The sequence below is a fragment of the Reyranella sp. GW821-FHT12G01 genome (assembly GCF_058806575.1).
In genome coordinates, this window is the sequence record NZ_JBXAPV010000001.1 from 671954 (window position 1) to 688247 (window position 16294).

The window sequence follows — 16294 nt, forward strand, 5'->3', positions numbered from 1 at the left end:
GATGCGTGAAGTCGTCCTCGATACCGAGACCACGGGCCTCGATCCTCTCGCCGGCCATCGCGTGGTCGAGATCGGCTGCATCGAACTGCTGAACATGGTGGCCACCGGCCGCTCACTGCAGCTCTATCTCAATCCCGAGATGCCGATGCCGGCCGGCGCGCAGGAAGTGCACGGCCTCTCCGACGAATTCCTGGCCGACAAGCCGCTGTTCGCCGACAAGGCGGAGGAATTCCTGGAGTTCCTGGGCGATGCCCAGCTCGTCATCCACAACGCACAATTCGACCTGGGCTTCCTGAACGCCGAGCTGGCGCGCGCCGGCAAGTCGAAGCTCACCAACGACTATGTCGACACGGTCTCGATGGCGCGCCGCAAGTTTCCCGGTCAGCGCGCCAGCCTCGATTCACTGTGCGACCGGTTCGGCATCGACAACACCAAGCGCACCAAGCACGGCGCGTTGCTCGACTCGGAGCTGTTGGCGGAAGTCTATCTGGAGCTGAGCGGTGGCCGGCAGCGCGATCTTGGCCTGGCGCCGGAGATGGTGGCGGCGGGGCTTCAGGGCGTGGTCGACCCGAGCCGCCCGATGCGTGAGGCCCGTCCACACGCGGCGAGCCCTGCCGAGCTTGCCGCGCACGCGGAGTTCCTGAAGAAGATCAGCGACCCGATCTGGCTGAAGGTCGACGCCTGACCTTCAGTTAAGCGTGGCCGACCGGACCGGCGGGGACGCCCGGCATCTGGCCGCCATTGGCCTCGAGCTGCTGGCGATAGAGCGCCACGAAATCGACCGGCGCGATGTTGAGCGGCGGGAAGCCGGCTTCGCGCGTGGCGTTCGCGACGATGGCGCGGGCGAACGGGAACAGCAGGCGCGGCGTCTCGATGAACAGCATCGGACCGGTGGCTTCCGCCGGCAGCTCGCCCAGGGTCACGGTGCCGGCATAGATCAGCTCGAGCATGAACAGCGGCTCTTTCTCCGGCGTATGCGCGGAGGCCTCGATCGTGATCGACACTTCGAAGGTCTTGGCGTCGAACTGGCGGTTGGAGACCTGCACGTTCAGCGTGAGCTGCGGCTGGGTCTGCTCGATCAGGCTCTGCGGCGCGCGCGGATTCTCGAAGCTGAAATCCTTGATGTACTGGCCGTGCATGGTCAGTGGCGCGGCGGGGCCCGCCTGGGCGGTCTGGCCGGAGGGCGGGGCGGACGGCGGAGGGGTGGTCGTCATGGCGCTCTTTCCAATTGTCTGGGCAATGTCTTGCTGCGGCGCGGCGGTACCATGCAGGGCTGCAGTGCACAAGATGCGGGCAGGTTCAGGTGCCGGGCAATTGCCAAGGCGTGAACCAGCGGCGAAAATGGCAGCTCCGCTATTTGCATGCCTCGGCAGACTATGAACCGCTCCGCTTCTCGCCCCCTGATCGGTATTCCCGCCTGCTACAAGGAGAACGGCCGCGGCGGCTGGCATCACACCGTGGGCGAAAAATATGTCCAGGCGGCGCTCCGGGCCGCCGGCGGCCTGCCGGTGATCATCCCGGCCGTCGGCGCCGATTTCGGCGACGAGCCGGGATTCGTCGAGGCGATGGACCGCCTGCTCGACACGCTCGACGGCGTGCTGCTGACCGGCAGTCCCTCGAACGTCGAACCGCATCACTACGGCAAGGAAAGCCGCGAGGGCACGCTCCATGACCGGGCGCGCGATTCCACGACCCTGCCGCTGATCCGGCACGCGATCGACCGCGGCGTGCCGCTGTTCGCGATCTGTCGCGGCCTGCAGGAAGTGAATGTCGCGCTGGGCGGCTCGCTGCATCAGCATGTGCAAGAGGTCGAGGGCCGACGCGATCACCGTTCGCCCAAGTCGCCCGACATGGATGTGAACTATGCGCCGGCGCACGACATCGACGTGGCCGAGGGCGGTGTGCTGCAGAAGCTCCTGGGCGAGAAGCGCGTGCGCGTGAACTCGCTGCACGGGCAGGGCGTCGACGTGCTGGCGCCGCGCGCGCGCCTCGAAGCGACCTGCAGTGACGATGGACAGGTCGAGGCGCTGAGCGTGCCCGACGCGCCGGGTTTCGTGCTCGCGCTGCAGTGGCACCCTGAATACAAGGCGCTCGAGAACCCGGTCTCGATGAAGCTGTTCGATGCCTTCGCCACGGCCTGCCGCGCGCGCATGGTGGCGCGCTCCGCTCCGATGCTGCGCGCCGCCGAGTAACGCCCGCATGTCCGCGCCGACGACAGGCAACAACGCTCGGCGCGATTTCTACGAGCGCATCGGCGGCCTCTCGATGGCGCCACTCTGGGAATCGCTGCACCAGCTCGTGCCGCCGAGCCCCGCGCCGAAGTACCAGGCCGCGCATTGGGATTATGACGCGGTCAGGCCGTTCCTGATGGAATCGGGTTCGCTGATCACCGCCAAGGAAGCGGTGCGACGTGTCCTCATCCTCGAAAACCCCGCGATGACCGGCAGCGCCTGCATCACGCCGACGCTCTATGCCGGCCTGCAGCTCATCCTGCCGGGCGAAGTCGCGCCCAGTCATCGCCACACGCAGTCGGCGCTGCGCTTCATCGTCGAGGGCGAAGGCGCCTACACGGCGGTCGATGGCGAGCGCACGATCATGCACGAGGGTGACTTCGTCATCACGCCGACCTGGACCTGGCACGATCACGGCAACGATTCGTCGAAGCCGATGGTATGGCTGGACGGTCTCGACATCCCGCTGGTCGCGATGTTCAACGCGGGCTTCGCCGAGAACGGCGAGACCGACGAGCAGGTCGTGACGACGCCGCAAGGCACGTCGGACGCGAAGTATGCCAGCGGTATGTTGCCGGTGGACTGGAAGCCGGCGAAGCAGACCTCGCCGATCTTCAACTATCCCTACGCGCGCACGCGCGAGGCCCTGCACGCGCTGGCCAAGGCCGGCGCGCCCGATCCCTGTCACGGCTACAAGCTGCGCTACGTCAATCCGGCGAGCGGCGGTGCGCCGATCGCCACCATGGGCACCTTCATGCAGCTCCTGCCGAAGGGTTTTGCGACCGCGCCCTATCGCTGCACCGACGGCACCGTGTTCTCGGTCGTCGAAGGCGAGGGCGAGAGCAGGATCGGTGACAAGGTGATGCGCTGGAAGAAGCGCGATCATTTCGTCGTGCCGAGCTGGGCGAAGGTCGAGCATCGCGCCGACAGCGAGGCGGTGCTGTTCTCGTTCTCCGATCGCCCTATCCAGGAAAAGCTCGACCTGTGGCGCGAGGATCGCGGCGGCCGCTGAGGCTGGCTTCCGTTAGGTCTCCAGCCAGCCTGCTTCCCTGACACTATCCCTGTAGGTCTTGCTGACCGGGACCTTCAGCCCGTTGCGCAGCACCAGGACGACACGGCCGGGCGTGCGATCGACCGAGGCGACTGCGCCTGTCGCCACCCACCAGGACCGGTGGACCTGCAGGCCACGCGCTGGCCCCAGCTCGGCCAGCGCATCGCGCAGCCGCATCAAGACGAGATCGCTGCCGAGCACCGTGTGGATGCGCAGGTAATGATCCTCCATTTCCAGCGCCAGCAGGTCGCGGCCCAGCGCCGGCGGGACGCGGCGCAGGAAATCGGGCGAGGCCGCAGATGCCGTGACGGGATCCGGCGCGGCCGGTGGCGGCAAGGCGGCGACGCGCTCGCGCTCGGCATCGGCTTTGGCGCGCAGACGCTGCTCGACGAACAGGCCGATCGTCACCGAGATGATGACCGTCAGGAAGGCATTCTCGGGATAGAGCCTTGGCGCCCACGCCAGCGGCATGGGCCGCACGAGCCAGGAGTGAACCGCGATGACCTCGAACGTGCTGGGCACCGCCGCCAGCAGACCCACCAGGGTCATGCGGCCGGCAACCGGCCAGCGGTCGATCGGCTCGATGGTGCCGAACCAGGCGGCGAGCAGGACCACCTGGATCCAGCTCAAGGCACCGACAATGCCGAAATGGGCCAGGCGCTGCGCGAGGTCCATGTGCTCGTAGGTCCCGAACGGACCGAGTACGGCCAGGAAGATGGCGACGCCAAGCACCGGCAAGAGCTGGTACGGGAGCGACCGAACGTAGGGCGATTCGCGCATCGTGAACGGATGAATGACGGCAGATCGCGAAAAACGCCAGCACTTCCACGTAGCGACGATGGATCGGGGACGGTGCCACCCGGAAGGTGAGGGCAACGCCGCCCTCTCCGGAGCCCGTCATGTCATCGCCGTTACAGGTCGTGTTGCAGATTGTCTTGAACACCCCGCTCTGGGTGTGGCCGCTGATGGCCCTCGTCGTCTGGCTGGGGGTGAAGGGGCTGCAGACCCGCGTCCTGCCTCTCTGGCGGTTGGCCGTGCTGCCTGCAGTCGGACTGATCCTGTCCTTCGTCGGCATCGGCCAGGCCGTCCAGCCGGCGCTGGCCTTGATTGCCTGGCTGGTGGCCCTGGCAGTCGCGCTGCCGCTGGGCTTCCTGCTGGGGCGCCGCCGCGCCGTGCGCCGCCTCGATGACGGTCGGATGGAGATCGCCGGCGGCTGGTTCATGCTGGTCTTCGGCGTCTCGATCTTCGCCGTGCGCTACGCGCTGGGCGTCGTGTTCGGGATGACGCCGTCCCTAAGGGCTGAGCCTGCGTGGATCGCCGTGGCCGGCGGTGTCGGCGGCTTCGTGGCGGGGATCGGCCTCGGTTGGCTGGGCGGGGTGGGCGGCCGGTCGAGCCGCTGGGTCCAGCGACTCGGATGGGCGCCGGCCGTTATCGTCCTGGCCACCGTCGCGGGTTTTGCGGGCGTCATTGCCTTCAGCACCCCCGGCGAACTGCCGCGTCTGCTGGCGGGCGATTCGCTGCCGGGAATGGCGAGCTGGAACATGGCCGAGCTTCCCGAGGTACGGCGCGTCACGGCTCGCGATGGCGCACCGCTCGCCTACCGTCTCTATCCGGCGCGTCCCGATCGTGCCGTGGTGTTGGTCCATGGGTCGTCGAGCGCCAGCATCTCGATGCACAAGGAAGCGCAGGCGCTGCAGGCGGCTGGCGCCACGGTCTATTCGATCGACCTGCGCGGTCACGGCGGCAGCGGCACGGTGAACGGCGACACCTCGTATCGCACCCAGCTCGACGACGACCTCGCGGATTTCCTCAAGGCGACCGGCCTCAACGATCCAAAGATCCATCGCACACTGATCGGCTTCTCGTCGGGCGGTGGCTTCGTGCTGCGCACGGCCAGCGGCGTCAATCGAAACGTCTTCGATGCCTATCTCGCGATCTCGCCCTACATCGCGCAGGACGCACCAACGACGAGGCCTGCTTCGGGCGGCTGGGTGAGCGTGGCGGTGCCACGCGTGATCGCGCTGACCATTCTCGATGGCTTCGGCATGCCATGGTTCCAGGGATTGCCGGCGGTGCGCTTCGCGACCGCGCCGGGGCCCAGCGCCCATCGCACGCCCGTCTATTCCTTCCGCCTCGCCGCCGGCCTTCAGCTCGGCCGCGACTGGCGGGGTGAGCTCGCACGCATCGATCGGCCCACGATCATCGCCGTCGGTTCGAACGATGAACTCTTTCGCGCGGAAGAGTACGCGCCGCTCTTCGCCAGCCTCAATCCCCGCATTTCCGTAACGGTGGTGCCGGGCCTCGGCCATCTCGACATGATTGCTCAGGATCAGGCCTGCACAGCCGTCGCCAGTCTATGGCGACGGCTGTCGGGAGAAAGCGGGACCTGAGGCCCGGTGGGTTGGTGTCGTCTAGTTGGTGACGGCGATGTCGACCAGCTTGCCGGTCATGCCCTTCACGGCGCCGACCTGCGTGGCCTTGCCGCTCGCAAGATCGATCGTGTAGAGCGTGCCGCCGCCGATCAGCCAGGCGGTGTTCTTGCCTTCGCCTTCGTTGGCGATGTCCATCACGACATCGGGTGCGCCGGAAATGCCGACCGCGCCCCGCGTCTTCAGGATTCCGTCGTTCGGCGGATTCTGGAGCACGAGACCGCCGGTGCCGCCATCGACATGGAACAGCTCGGTGGCCTTCGCGCCCTTCATCGAGTTGGTGTAGGCGCCCGCGGCCACCATCGGCTTCTTGCCGGTGTTGGCATCGGCCGCGTCGTAATTCAGCGGCTTGTCGACCGTGGTCGCGCCGGTGTCGACGTTGATGCGCAGGCTAACGCCATCAGCGGCGATCACGCGCAGGCGGTCGGCGACCGGATTGAAGTCGACGACAGGTCGGGCGCCGAGCATCACCTTCTCCGAGAGCATGCTGCCGGGAGTTGCCGTGCCGGTCGCCGGATCGATGGTGACGAGCTGGCCGGTTTCGGTGAGACCCCACAGCTTGCCGTCGGCCGGACGCACATCGATGCCGACCACCTTGCCGGTGCCGGAGATCGCCATCGGGGCCGAGGCCTGCATGGTGCCGGTGTCGATCTTGACCAGCTTGTTGTCGTTGGTGAGCCCGACGAGGGTTCCGGCCTGCGCGGCGGTGGCCGCCATGCCGATCGCAAGTGCCAGCAGCGAAGCACCACCCAGGCGCGCGATACGGTTCGTGAAAGCCATCGAAGCTCCTCCTGTTTCCAATTGCGTGCGAATGCACGAGTCTTAGACGCAGAAGGACTGCGATTCGGATTGCACACCTCACGCAGTCGTGAGAGCTGCGCGTTAAGCGCGACTTAGTTCTTCGCGGGTTGGCACCCGGCCCTCGGGTGTGAGCTCGTCGATGGTCTGAGGAAGCTTCTCGCTGAGGCCTGCCAACAAATCCTGCTTGCTCAGGCCGGTCCGTTCGCTGAGGAACGCAATCTGTTCTTCGCTGAGTACCTTGGAAAGGTCGTTGGCCGTGACGGGTTTGTTCTCGCCCGTGCCGATCCAGGATTCGACCGCCGTACCCTTGCCGGCTGCCTGGAATTGCCGGACCAGATCCATCATACCGCCGGTCAGCAAGGCGCCGATGAAGCCGCGTGTCGTGCCGTCGGTTGGTTTTGCCGGTGTACTCCCGAACAGCCCTCCAAGGGGGCTGTTCCGCAGCAGACCTTCGAGGCTGCCCGGTGATTGATCGCCTTCGCGTTGGCCAGCCGCGCCCGGCTTTACGCCATTCCAGGCGAGCAGTCCGAGTATCGCCGTCGTGAGAGGGGAAGTGGCGCCGTTGGCTCGGGGCGAGAAAATATCAAGAAGGCTCATCGACCGGTTCCCTTCGTGAGAGAGACCGATCAACGAGCCTTCCAACATGGCGTTGCGATTTTGGAACGCTAACCCTTGTTGGTGCCGCCCTTCACACCGGTCAGCTTCTCGTCTTCCGAATGGACAGGTGCGGCCTGCACGAACGACACGGGGTCGCTGCTGGGGAAGCTTTCCTTGAGCGCCGCGTCGAGCTTGCGATCGAGCACCTTCTCCGCCGACTCACCGGGCTTGGCGGTGATTGTGGCCGCCTCGGAGGGCTTGCCAGCCTCGCGCTTCATTTGAAGCCGCTGCGCCTGCACTTCCTGCTCGAGAATCTTGAGGTCGGCGGCGTCGCGCTCCGACGAGTCCGGCGCGTTCGCGACTTTCTTCGCGTTCCGCAGTTTCTCGACGTTGTCCTTCAGTTCCGTGCGAGCAGTGTCCATGCCGCCCTCCTGTGATTTCGGGTGTCGGTCGTGAATGCCGACGCCCCGTAACAACAGGATCGGAGGGGAAAAGTTGCGCTCGCGCTGAGGGTCGAACCGCCTAAATTTTGGTTACAACGCAACCAAACAACGACCCGGCCTCAGGCAACGCGCTTCTTCTGTGCGGCGATGGAACCGGCGCACTGATCGGTCGGCAGGGGGCGCAGTTGCGTGTCGTAGGCGTCCGCGAAGTCGGCAACGAACGGCTGGCCGTTGCGCTGGTACATCGTGACGAAGAGCGTGCAGGCGTCCGACTGGTAGCGCAGCACGCGGGCGGTGCCGTCCTTGCGATCGAGCTGGGGAGCGCCGAACAGCGCCACGACCTGCGCCTCATCGAGGCCCTTGATGCGTTCCGCGGGAATCGGCGAACCGGCATTGCGCGAGCTGAACACGCCCCTTTCCCCGGCGCCGAGCGAATATTCCTGGGTACCGCCCGTCTGGCAGCCTCCCAGCAGGAGGGTGACGGCAAGTGCCCCGTATGCGGATTTCATGACGCCAGTCTAACGCGACGATGCCGGCCGGTTAAGGGGCGGCTTCAGCGTCTGGGCGATATGGACCATCATCGCGACGCCGAGCACCGGCACGATCAGGTTCAGGATCGGAATGGTGCCGAGGAAGACGATGACGATACCGGTCAGCCACAAGGTGCCGGCATTGGCCTTGCGCCAGGCCTTGACCTCCGCCGGATCACGCCGGCGGAGGGCCACCTGCTCGTAATATTCGCGACCGGTCAGCAGGCCGTTGACGCCATAGAAGAGCACAGCACCCAGCCCGGCGATGAACAGGGCGATCAGGTAGAAGGGCATCATCACAAGGTTGATCACCACCAGGGTGGCCAGGAAGACGAGGCCCGACCAGATGCCGGTCCACATCGGAATGCCGCGCGCCGGACCGAGCTGCGGATAGTGCTTGGCTTCGACGATGTCGGCGATCTTCTCCATGAAGATCGAGATCACGATGCCGAAGCTCGCCGGAAACAGCATCAGCGCCAGCACCGCCACGGCGCCGCCGCCCAGCCAGCGGATGGTCTCGTTGACCCAGCTCCACTGAAACGTCGCGAAGGATTGCAGCGCCCACCAGGCCAGCACGCCCAGGCCGACCTGCAGCACCAGCGACAGCGCCAGCGATTGCCAGACGATGCCGCGCAGCCTGGGATCGCCAAGCTGCGCTACCGCCAGTTCGAAGGCGCGGATCATCGACGGACCGCGGGGCTCCAGCCCCGCTCATGAGCTTGAGCGGACCTGGAGGTCCGCGGTCCGACGACAGCGATCATTGAGCGCCGACGACGCCGGCGGCCTTCAGCTCGCCGATCTCCTTCGCCGAGAAGCCGCGCTCGCTCAGGATCTCGTCGGTGTGCTGGCCGCGCTTGGCGGCGGGGCCCTTCACGCCTTCCTTGGTGCGCGAGAAGCGCGGGGCCGCCGCGGGCTGCGGGAAGCCGGCCACGTCGACATAGGCATTGCGCGCCTTGGCGTGCGCGTGGTTCGGGGCCTCCTTCATTGTGAGGACCGGCGCGAAGCAGATGTCGGTGCCTTCCATGATTTCGCACCATTCGTCGCGCGTCTTGGTCTTGAAGATGGCGCCCATGCGGCTCTTGAGCTGCGCCCAGGCCTTGCGATCCATCTGTGCCGGCAGCGATTCGTCCTTGAGACCGGTCTTTTCGAGCAGCAGGGCGTAGAACTGCGGCTCGATCGAGCCGATGCAGACATGCTTGCCGTCACGGGTCTCGTAGGTGCCGTAGAAGTGTGCGCCGCCGTCGAGCAGGTTGCTCTCGCGCTCCTCGGAATTCCAGAGACCGGCGCCGGACATGCCATAGAGCGCGCCCAGCAGCAGCGCCGTGCCGTCGACCATCGCGGCGTCGACCACCTGGCCCTTGCCGGAGCGCTGCGCCTCGAGCAAGCCGCACACCATGCCGAAGGCCAGCAGCATGCCGCCGCCGCCGAAGTCGCCCACCAGGTTGAGCGGTGGCGTCGGCTTGTCCTTGCCGCCGATCGCATGCAGCGCGCCGGTCAGCGCGATGTAGTTGATGTCGTGGCCGGCGGCCTTGGCGAGCGGCCCTTCCTGGCCCCAGCCGGTCATGCGGCCGTAGACCAGCTTCGGATTGCGCGCCAGGCAGACATCGGGCCCGAGACCCAGCCGCTCGGCGACACCGGGGCGGAACGGCTCGGTCATGCCGTCGGCCTTCTCGATCAGGCGCAGCACGACCTCGACGCCTTCCTTGCTCTGCAGGTCGACCGAGACCGAACGGCGGCTCCGGTTGTGAACCGCGAACTTCGGGTCGGCCAGGCGGTCCATCACGTGCGCCTTGGTGCGGTCGACGCGGATCACGTCGGCGCCCATGTCGCCCAGCATCATCGAGCACATCGGGCCCGGACCGATTCCGGCCAGTTCGACGATCGTCAGCCCCGAGAGTGGACCCGCCATGATTTCCCTCCTGCAGAATGCGTGTTCTTCTGTCGGGCGATGGTAGCCGAAGGGTTCGGCGTTACAAAACGTATCACCCGGTCTAAAGTTCGCGCCGCGAATGGGACGGTCGGAGGAAATCGGGATGGGGTTGGGCCGCATTGTCGCGACGGCGGTGCTTGCTTTCGGCGTAGTTGGTAGCGCGTGGGCGCAGCAGGCGGAAGCGCCGCCGCCCAAGGAATACAGCCAGCAGTTCCTGGTGCCGGGATCGTGGTTCCATGGCGTGCACGGGCTTGCCTTCAACAAGGACGACCAGCTCTTCGCCGGCTCCGTGATCGGCCAGACGCTTTATCGCGTGCAGGTCGATTCGGGTGAGGTCGACCGCGTGATCGATCCGCCGACCGGCATGGCCGACGACATCGCCTTTGCCGAAGACGGCACCATGGCTTGGACGGCATTCCTGATCGGCAAGGTCTATATCCGCAAGCCCAATGGCAAGACCATCGAGGTCGCCAACGGCATGACCGGCCCCAACTCGCTGGCCTTCGGCAAGGATGGACGGCTGTTCGTGTCCGAGGTCTTCCTCGGCGACGCGCTCTACGAGATCGACATCAAGAACGTCGACAAGCCGGACTTCAAGCCGCTGGGGCGGCCCGAGTTGCGGCGCATCGCCGAGAAGCTCGGCGGCCTGAACGGCTTCGAGGTCCACAAGGACGACGGCTTCCTCTACGGCCCGCTGTGGTTCAAGGGCGAGATCGTGAAGGTGAACCTCGAGACCGGCGCCACCGAGGTGATCGCCTCGGGCTTCAAGACCCCGGCCGCCGCCAACATCGATCCGCAGAACCGCGACAACGTCTATGTCGTCGACACGGGCACCGGCGGCATCTGGAGCGTAAGCCTCACCAGCAAGGCCAAGAAGCTGGTGGCTTCGATGAAGCCCGGCCTCGACAACCTCGCCTTCGATTCGCGCGGCCGCCTGTTCGTGTCGTCTATGACCGACAACGGCATCTACCTGGTCGACAAGCAGACCGGCGCCCATCGCACGATCGTCGAAGGCAAGCTCGCGGTGCCGACCGACCTCGCCGTCTCGACCGACGGCGGCAAGGACACGGTGCATGTCGCCGACGTGTTCAGCTATCGCACGGTCGACGGCGCCGATGGCGCGGTCACCGACGTACTGCGCGTGCATGGCGACACGCACGCCTATCCGATCGGCATTTCGATCGGCACGAAGAACGTGCTGCTCAGCAGCTGGTTCTCCAACACCGTCGAGAAGGTCGACCGCAAGACCGGCAAGCTGGTGGCGACGCTGGGCGATTTCGCGGCGCCCGTCGATGCCGTCGAGTTCGCCGATGGCACGATGTATGTGGCCGAGCTGGCGAGCGGCAACCTCGTGAAGGTGAGCGCCGACGGCAAGGAACGCAGCATCGTCGTCAAGGAACTGCGTGGCCCTGTCGCCATGGTCCATGGCGCGGGCCCGCTGATCTACATCACGGAGATCTCGGCCGGCGCCGTCACCCAGATCGACGTCGCCACGGGCGCGCGCAAGGTGGTGGCCGACAATCTCGCCGGGCCCGAAGGCATCGATCTCGGTCCGGACGGCCGGCTCTACGTGGCCGAGGTCGGCCAGAAGCGGGTCGTCGCCATCGATCCGGCGACTGGCGCCAAGACCGTGATCGCCTCGAACCTCGACATCGGCCTGGCACCGTTCCCGGGCGGCCCGCCTGCACTGGTGCCGACGGGTGTCGCGGTCGGTCGCACCGGCATCGTCTATGTCAGCGCCGACATCAGGAACTCGCTCTACAAGTTGACGCCCCCGTAGTTCCAACGAGGCTGAAATGGCCGGCATTCCCTTCATCAGAGACTTCAAGTTCGACTACGGCACGGCGATGGAAGTGACGCCGCTGATCCGAAGGGTCGTCGCCAACAATCCCAGCCCCTTCACCTATAAGGGCACCGGCACCTACATCATCGGCCACGGCAATGTCGCGGTCGTCGATCCCGGTCCCGACGATCAGGAGCATATCGACGCCGTGCTGCGCGCGCTGCGCGGCGAGACGGTGACGCATATCCTGGTGACGCACACCCATATCGACCATGTGCCGGCGACGCCCGCGCTCGCCAAGGCGACCGGAGCCAAGGTCTACAGCTACGGGCCGCATCCCACGCCGGAAGGCGTCACGACCGAGCAGGCCGGCGACTTCTCCTTCGCGCCCGACATCAAGCTGAACGACGGCGACGTGATCGAGGGCGACGGCTGGAACGTCGAGGCGGTCTACACACCCGGCCACATCTCCAACCATCTCTGCTTCGCGGTGAAGGAAGACAAGGCGCTGCTGTCAGGCGACCACGTCATGGGCTGGTCGACGGCGGTGATCTCGCCACCCGACGGCAACATGGCCGACTACTTCAACTCGCTGCGCAAGCTGCTGCCGCGCGACGAGAGCCTCTACATCCCGACCCATGGCGCAGAGATCCGCGACCCCAACCCGTTCGTGCAGGCCTATATCGAGCATCGCCTGGGCCGCGAGGCGCAGATCATCGCGCGCCTCAAGGACGGGCCGCAGACCGTCCCGCAGATGGTCGCCAAGAACTACGCCGATACGCCGGTCCACCTGCATCCGGCCGCCGGTCGTTCGATGCTGGCCCATCTCGTCCAGATGGTGAAGGACGGACGGGTCAAGACCGAGGACGGACGCGCGACGATCGACAGCGTCTACCGGCTATAGGGGGAACGACAAATGGACATGAAGCTTTCCGGCAAGACCGTGCTGATCACTGGCGGCAGCCGTGGCATCGGCTTTGCCTGCGCGATGGGTTTCGCGGCCGAGGGCTGCACCGTGCACATCGCCTCGCGCTCCAAGGAATCGCTCGAAGCGGCGCGCGACAAGATCCGCGCCCGTCATAATGTGCCGGTCGAGATTCATCCCGCCGACTTCTCCAACGGCGACGTCGCGCGCAGCGTCGTCGAGGCCGTGGGGCATGCCGACATCCTGGTGAACAATGCCGGAGCCATCCCGCAGGGCGACGTCTTCGGCATGACCGAGCCCAAGTGGCGCGAGGCCTGGGACCTCAAGGTGTTCGGCTACGTCAACGCCACGCGCGCCATGCTGGAAAAGATGTACGCTCGCAAGAAGGGCGTGGTCGTGAATGTGATCGGCCTCGCCGGCGAGAGCTTCAATTACGACTATGTCGCCGGCACGATGGGCAATGCCGGCATCATGGCCTTCACGCGCGCGGTGGGCTCGAAGAGCGTCGATCACGGCGTGCGCGTGGTCGGGATCAATCCGCCGGCCACCCGTACCGACCGCATGCTGACGCGGCTGCGCAGCGTGGCCGAACAGAAGTTCGGCGATCCCGAGCGCTGGCCCGAACTGACGACGCACATGCCGTTCGGCCGCGCCGCCGAGCCCGACGAGGTCGCCGACCTCGCCGTGTTCCTGGCCTCGGACCGCGCTAGCTACATCAGCGGCGTGGTCGTGACCCTTGATGGCGGGCAAGCCGCCCGCCACTAGGGTATTCGATCGCTTTCCTCCCCATTCAAATGGGGAGGTGTCGCGTCTTACGCGACGGAGGGGTCATGACCTTTGCGGCGCCCATGACCCCATCGCCCCGGTAAGACCGGGGCACTTCCCCATCTGAATGGGGAAGCGTTCGGCAGGACTAATAAACCTGACGCATCACCTGGGCGGCGAAGCCGTCGACGGCCGACTTCTTCTGCGCTTCGCTCAGCTTCTTGTCGGCCGCGACGGCCGGGCAGTAGGCGGTGACGAGATAGTTCACCACCTCGGCGCTCTCGACTCCGGGGTAGCGGATGCGCAGATCGGCGGTCGCCGACGCGATCGCATTGAAGGTGTCGCCGCTGGTGAGCTGCTTGCCGACCGCGGCGGCCTGCGCAGGCGTTTCCTTGAGGATGCCGGGCTTGGCCGTCGGCTGCGGCTTGGGGCAGTCGAGCGCGAAGGCAGGGAACGCCGAGACTGCGAGTAGGGCGGCGGCGGCCAAGGGGGCAAGGCGAAGCATGATCGGTCTCCCGTAATTATGTCCGGGAAAGCGATAGCAAAACGCGATTCAATAGTCCTCTGGCTTAGACGCGCTGGGCGACGATCCGTACGGGGGCCGTCTGCTGGGAGGAACTGGACGGGGTATGTTCGCTAACGGTCACGGCCGCCACGAGGACGAGAAGCCCGCCTGCGACGGTGCTCGGCCCATAGCCCCAGCCGGCGCTGTACCGCCAGCACGGAAAGGCCGCGATGCCCGCGGCCGCAAGCAGCACGGCGAGGCTCAATCCCAGCATTCGTATCCCCTTATTGTTGGTCGGTGAACGAGCACGAGGGGTGCGGGTTCCGCGCAAAAGCGATCTTTTTGCGATACGGGATCGGACAGTGCCTCATCCCCCCAGCGACGGCATTCCACATGGTCGCAGGCCGGTAGGCAGGGGTAGTTTGCAGCCAATAATGAACGATCCCCTCTCCAGCGCCCGCTCGCTGCTGCATTCCGTCTTCGGTTTCAATGCCTTCCGGCCGGGGCAGGAGGAGATCGTGCGCGCCGTGCTCGACGGCGAGAACGTCATGGCCGTGATGCCGACGGGCAGCGGCAAGTCGCTTTGCTTCCAGCTGCCGGCCCTCGTGAAACCCGGCCTCACGCTCGTCGTGTCGCCGCTGATCGCCCTGATGCGCGACCAGGTGCAGGCGCTGACCGCGGCCGGCGTGGCTGCCGGCAGCCTCAACTCGAGCAACGAACCGTCCGAGAATTCGCGCGTCATGGGCCTGCTGCGCCGCCGCGAGTTGCGCCTGCTCTACGTCGCGCCGGAGCGTCTGGCGCGGCCCGACACGGTCGAGATGCTGGCCGAGGCGCAGGTCACGATGATGGCGATCGACGAGGCGCACTGCGTCTCGCAATGGGGCCACGACTTCCGGCCTGAGTATCTCACGCTCGGCAATCTGGCGCGCCAGATTGGTGGGCGCCTGCAGACGCTGGCCTTCACCGCGACCGCCGATGCGCCGACCCGCGGCGACATCGTCGAGAAGCTGTTCGCCACCGAGCCGCGCGTGTTCGTGCGCAGCTTCGACCGGCCCAACCTCAAGCTCGCCTTCAAGCCCAAGGAACGCTCGACGCGGCAGGTCCTGTCCTTCGTGCAGGCGCATCCGGGCGAGAGCGGCATCGTCTACTGCTCGTCGCGCCGCAAGGTCGAGGAGCTGGCCGAGACGCTCAAGGCCGCCGGCATCAACGCGCGGCCCTATCATGCGGGTCTCGAGAAGTCGGTGCGCGACGCCAACCAGGATGCCTTCCAGCAGGAAGACGGTCTGGTGATGACCGCCACCGTCGCCTTCGGCATGGGCATCGACAAGCCCGACGTGCGCTTCGTTTGCCACGCCGACCTGCCGTCCAACGTCGAGGCCTACTACCAGGAGATCGGCCGCGCCGGTCGCGACGGGCTGCCGGCCGACACGCTCACGCTCTATGGCCTGGGCGACATGCAACTGCGGCGCCTGCAGATCGAGCAGGGCGATTCCTCGGACGAGCGCAAGCGCATCGAGCGCCAGCGGCTGGGCGCGCTGCTGTCGCTGGCCGAAGCACCGCGCTGCCGCCGCCAGACCCTGCTCGCCTATTTCGGCGAGGCGTCGGAGACCTGCGGCAATTGCGATCTCTGCCAGGAGGGCGTCGAGCTGTTCGATGCGACGGTCGACGCGCAAAAGGCTATGTCTGCTATCGTACGGACCGGCGAGCGATTCGGCATGGAGCATCTCATCGCCATCCTGACCGGCGACCTCACCGATAATGTCACGAAGTTCAATCACGACAAGCTGCCGACCTTCGGCGTCGGGAAGGACCGCAAGCCCACCGACTGGCGCTCGATATTCCGCCAGCTCTCCGCGGTCGGGCTGATCGCGCAGGATCTGATGGAGCACGGTCGCTGGTCGGTCACCGACGAGGGCTGGGGTGTCCTGAAGGGCAAGCAGAAGGTCGAGTTGCGCAAGATCGTCGCGACGCCCTCGGCGAAGGGGGCGCGTCGCGACCGGCGCGCCGCGACGGCCGCCATCGTGGGCGATGCCGACACGGCCCTGCTGGAGTCGCTGCGTACCCTGCGAACCAAGCTGGCGCGGGCCCAAAATGTTCCTGCCTATGTGGTTTTTTCCGACCGCACCTTGGTAGAGCTTGCCACTCACCGCCCCACGACCGCAGCCGCGATGCGGGAAATCCACGGGATCGGCGATGCCAAGCTGGAGCGCTACGGTGCCGAATTCCTGGCGATCATCGAGCCTCGCGCGAGCTGATAGCGGTTCGCTTCCGGAACTTTTTCCGGCACTTCTACGTTGTGAAAAT

At 66.3% G+C, this 16294-nt stretch carries 18 protein-coding genes; 8 read left to right on the plus strand and 10 right to left on the minus strand.

Translation table 11 applies throughout. From position 1 onward, the window contains the following. Position 1 precedes the first annotated feature (1 nt). Positions 2-685, plus strand: a complete 684-nt coding sequence (dnaQ, locus tag AC1RP5_RS03235) for a DNA polymerase III subunit epsilon (RefSeq protein ID WP_493109137.1) — start codon at positions 2-4, stop codon at positions 683-685. Between the two features lie 7 nt (positions 686-692). Here the strand turns inward: dnaQ and secB are convergent, their stop codons facing one another. Beyond that, the gene (gene secB / locus AC1RP5_RS03240; protein ID WP_493109138.1) at positions 693-1214 is read right to left on the minus strand and encodes a protein-export chaperone SecB; all 522 of its coding nucleotides are present in this window, start codon (positions 1212-1214) and stop codon (positions 693-695) included. Between the two features lie 162 nt (positions 1215-1376). Between secB and AC1RP5_RS03245 the strand changes: the two genes are divergently transcribed. Together AC1RP5_RS03245 and gtdA are read left to right on the plus strand one after the other, a co-directional pair. After that, the gene (locus tag AC1RP5_RS03245; protein WP_493109139.1) at positions 1377-2192 is read left to right on the plus strand and encodes a gamma-glutamyl-gamma-aminobutyrate hydrolase family protein; all 816 of its coding nucleotides are present in this window, start codon (positions 1377-1379) and stop codon (positions 2190-2192) included. Between the two features lie 7 nt (positions 2193-2199). Then, a complete protein-coding gene (gene gtdA / locus AC1RP5_RS03250) occupies positions 2200-3243 on the plus strand; it encodes a gentisate 1,2-dioxygenase (protein ID WP_493109140.1) in 1044 nt (347 codons plus the stop codon). 12 nt (positions 3244-3255) lie between these two features. Here gtdA and AC1RP5_RS03255 read toward each other — a convergent pair whose 3' ends face one another. Further along, positions 3256-4062, minus strand: coding sequence for a LytTR family DNA-binding domain-containing protein (locus AC1RP5_RS03255; RefSeq protein ID WP_493109141.1), 807 nt, complete (start codon positions 4060-4062; stop codon positions 3256-3258). A 119-nt stretch (positions 4063-4181) separates the two neighbouring features. On the opposite strand from AC1RP5_RS03255, the gene AC1RP5_RS03260 reads away from it, so the two are divergent. Beyond that, positions 4182-5672: an alpha/beta fold hydrolase gene (locus AC1RP5_RS03260; RefSeq protein WP_493109142.1), complete on the plus strand. Its 1491-nt coding sequence runs from the start codon at positions 4182-4184 to the stop codon at positions 5670-5672. 21 nt (positions 5673-5693) lie between these two features. On the opposite strand, the gene AC1RP5_RS03265 is transcribed toward AC1RP5_RS03260, so the two are convergent. The 6 genes from AC1RP5_RS03265 to AC1RP5_RS03290 form a co-directional block, all read right to left on the minus strand. Then, positions 5694-6491: a DUF4394 domain-containing protein gene (locus AC1RP5_RS03265; RefSeq protein ID WP_493109143.1), complete on the minus strand. Its 798-nt coding sequence runs from the start codon at positions 6489-6491 to the stop codon at positions 5694-5696. A 102-nt stretch (positions 6492-6593) separates the two neighbouring features. Continuing rightward, positions 6594-7109: a YidB family protein gene (locus AC1RP5_RS03270; RefSeq protein ID WP_493109144.1), complete on the minus strand. Its 516-nt coding sequence runs from the start codon at positions 7107-7109 to the stop codon at positions 6594-6596. A 68-nt stretch (positions 7110-7177) separates the two neighbouring features. Beyond that, the gene (locus AC1RP5_RS03275) at positions 7178-7531 is read right to left on the minus strand and encodes a hypothetical protein (RefSeq protein ID WP_493109145.1); all 354 of its coding nucleotides are present in this window, start codon (positions 7529-7531) and stop codon (positions 7178-7180) included. A gap of 140 nt (positions 7532-7671) precedes the next feature. Further along, positions 7672-8061, minus strand: coding sequence for a hypothetical protein (locus tag AC1RP5_RS03280; protein ID WP_493109146.1), 390 nt, complete (start codon positions 8059-8061; stop codon positions 7672-7674). 9 nt (positions 8062-8070) lie between these two features. Further along, positions 8071-8766: an EI24 domain-containing protein gene (locus AC1RP5_RS03285; RefSeq protein WP_493109147.1), complete on the minus strand. Its 696-nt coding sequence runs from the start codon at positions 8764-8766 to the stop codon at positions 8071-8073. A gap of 73 nt (positions 8767-8839) precedes the next feature. Next, positions 8840-9991, minus strand: a complete 1152-nt coding sequence (locus AC1RP5_RS03290) for a CaiB/BaiF CoA transferase family protein (RefSeq protein WP_493109148.1) — start codon at positions 9989-9991, stop codon at positions 8840-8842. Positions 9992-10115: 124 nt separating this feature from the next. On the opposite strand from AC1RP5_RS03290, the gene AC1RP5_RS03295 reads away from it, so the two are divergent. Genes AC1RP5_RS03295 through AC1RP5_RS03305 form a run of 3 tightly spaced genes read left to right on the plus strand, consistent with a single transcriptional unit; the run spans position 10116 to position 13485 of the window. Further along, positions 10116-11792 carry a hypothetical protein gene (locus tag AC1RP5_RS03295; protein WP_493109149.1) on the plus strand — a complete coding sequence of 559 codons (1677 nt, stop codon included), beginning with the start codon at positions 10116-10118 and terminating at the stop codon, positions 11790-11792. A gap of 16 nt (positions 11793-11808) precedes the next feature. Continuing rightward, positions 11809-12699, plus strand: coding sequence for an MBL fold metallo-hydrolase (locus AC1RP5_RS03300; protein ID WP_493109150.1), 891 nt, complete (start codon positions 11809-11811; stop codon positions 12697-12699). 12 nt (positions 12700-12711) lie between these two features. Continuing rightward, a complete protein-coding gene (locus AC1RP5_RS03305; RefSeq protein ID WP_493109151.1) occupies positions 12712-13485 on the plus strand; it encodes a short-chain dehydrogenase/reductase in 774 nt (257 codons plus the stop codon). A 148-nt stretch (positions 13486-13633) separates the two neighbouring features. Here the strand turns inward: AC1RP5_RS03305 and AC1RP5_RS03310 are convergent, their stop codons facing one another. Next, on the minus strand, positions 13634-13990 hold the full coding sequence (locus AC1RP5_RS03310; RefSeq protein WP_493109152.1) for a hypothetical protein: 357 nt from the start codon (positions 13988-13990) through the stop codon (positions 13634-13636). 64 nt (positions 13991-14054) lie between these two features. Continuing rightward, a complete protein-coding gene (locus AC1RP5_RS03315) occupies positions 14055-14264 on the minus strand; it encodes a DUF3309 family protein (RefSeq protein WP_493109153.1) in 210 nt (69 codons plus the stop codon). Between the two features lie 160 nt (positions 14265-14424). Here AC1RP5_RS03315 and recQ point away from each other — a divergent pair, with 160 nt between their 5' ends. Continuing rightward, the gene (recQ, locus tag AC1RP5_RS03320) at positions 14425-16245 is read left to right on the plus strand and encodes a DNA helicase RecQ (protein ID WP_493109154.1); all 1821 of its coding nucleotides are present in this window, start codon (positions 14425-14427) and stop codon (positions 16243-16245) included. Positions 16246-16294: the final 49 nt, after the last annotated feature.

Bases quoted from the DNA above. Each gene is read 5' to 3' on its own strand.
- dnaQ (WP_493109137.1), top strand. From the start codon at position 2: ATGCGTGAAGTCGTCCTCGATACCGAGACCACGGGCCTCGATCCTCTC.
- secB (WP_493109138.1), bottom strand. From the start codon at position 1,214: ATGACGACCACCCCTCCGCCGTCCGCCCCGCCCTCCGGCCAGACCGCC.
- AC1RP5_RS03245 (WP_493109139.1), top strand. From the start codon at position 1,377: ATGAACCGCTCCGCTTCTCGCCCCCTGATCGGTATTCCCGCCTGCTAC.
- gtdA (WP_493109140.1), top strand. From the start codon at position 2,200: ATGTCCGCGCCGACGACAGGCAACAACGCTCGGCGCGATTTCTACGAG.
- AC1RP5_RS03255 (WP_493109141.1), bottom strand. From the start codon at position 4,062: ATGCGCGAATCGCCCTACGTTCGGTCGCTCCCGTACCAGCTCTTGCCG.
- AC1RP5_RS03260 (WP_493109142.1), top strand. From the start codon at position 4,182: ATGTCATCGCCGTTACAGGTCGTGTTGCAGATTGTCTTGAACACCCCG.
- AC1RP5_RS03265 (WP_493109143.1), bottom strand. From the start codon at position 6,491: ATGGCTTTCACGAACCGTATCGCGCGCCTGGGTGGTGCTTCGCTGCTG.
- AC1RP5_RS03270 (WP_493109144.1), bottom strand. From the start codon at position 7,109: ATGAGCCTTCTTGATATTTTCTCGCCCCGAGCCAACGGCGCCACTTCC.
- AC1RP5_RS03275 (WP_493109145.1), bottom strand. From the start codon at position 7,531: ATGGACACTGCTCGCACGGAACTGAAGGACAACGTCGAGAAACTGCGG.
- AC1RP5_RS03280 (WP_493109146.1), bottom strand. From the start codon at position 8,061: ATGAAATCCGCATACGGGGCACTTGCCGTCACCCTCCTGCTGGGAGGC.
- AC1RP5_RS03285 (WP_493109147.1), bottom strand. From the start codon at position 8,766: ATGATCCGCGCCTTCGAACTGGCGGTAGCGCAGCTTGGCGATCCCAGG.
- AC1RP5_RS03290 (WP_493109148.1), bottom strand. From the start codon at position 9,991: ATGGCGGGTCCACTCTCGGGGCTGACGATCGTCGAACTGGCCGGAATC.
- AC1RP5_RS03295 (WP_493109149.1), top strand. From the start codon at position 10,116: ATGGGGTTGGGCCGCATTGTCGCGACGGCGGTGCTTGCTTTCGGCGTA.
- AC1RP5_RS03300 (WP_493109150.1), top strand. From the start codon at position 11,809: ATGGCCGGCATTCCCTTCATCAGAGACTTCAAGTTCGACTACGGCACG.
- AC1RP5_RS03305 (WP_493109151.1), top strand. From the start codon at position 12,712: ATGGACATGAAGCTTTCCGGCAAGACCGTGCTGATCACTGGCGGCAGC.
- AC1RP5_RS03310 (WP_493109152.1), bottom strand. From the start codon at position 13,990: ATGCTTCGCCTTGCCCCCTTGGCCGCCGCCGCCCTACTCGCAGTCTCG.
- AC1RP5_RS03315 (WP_493109153.1), bottom strand. From the start codon at position 14,264: ATGCTGGGATTGAGCCTCGCCGTGCTGCTTGCGGCCGCGGGCATCGCG.
- recQ (WP_493109154.1), top strand. From the start codon at position 14,425: ATGAACGATCCCCTCTCCAGCGCCCGCTCGCTGCTGCATTCCGTCTTC.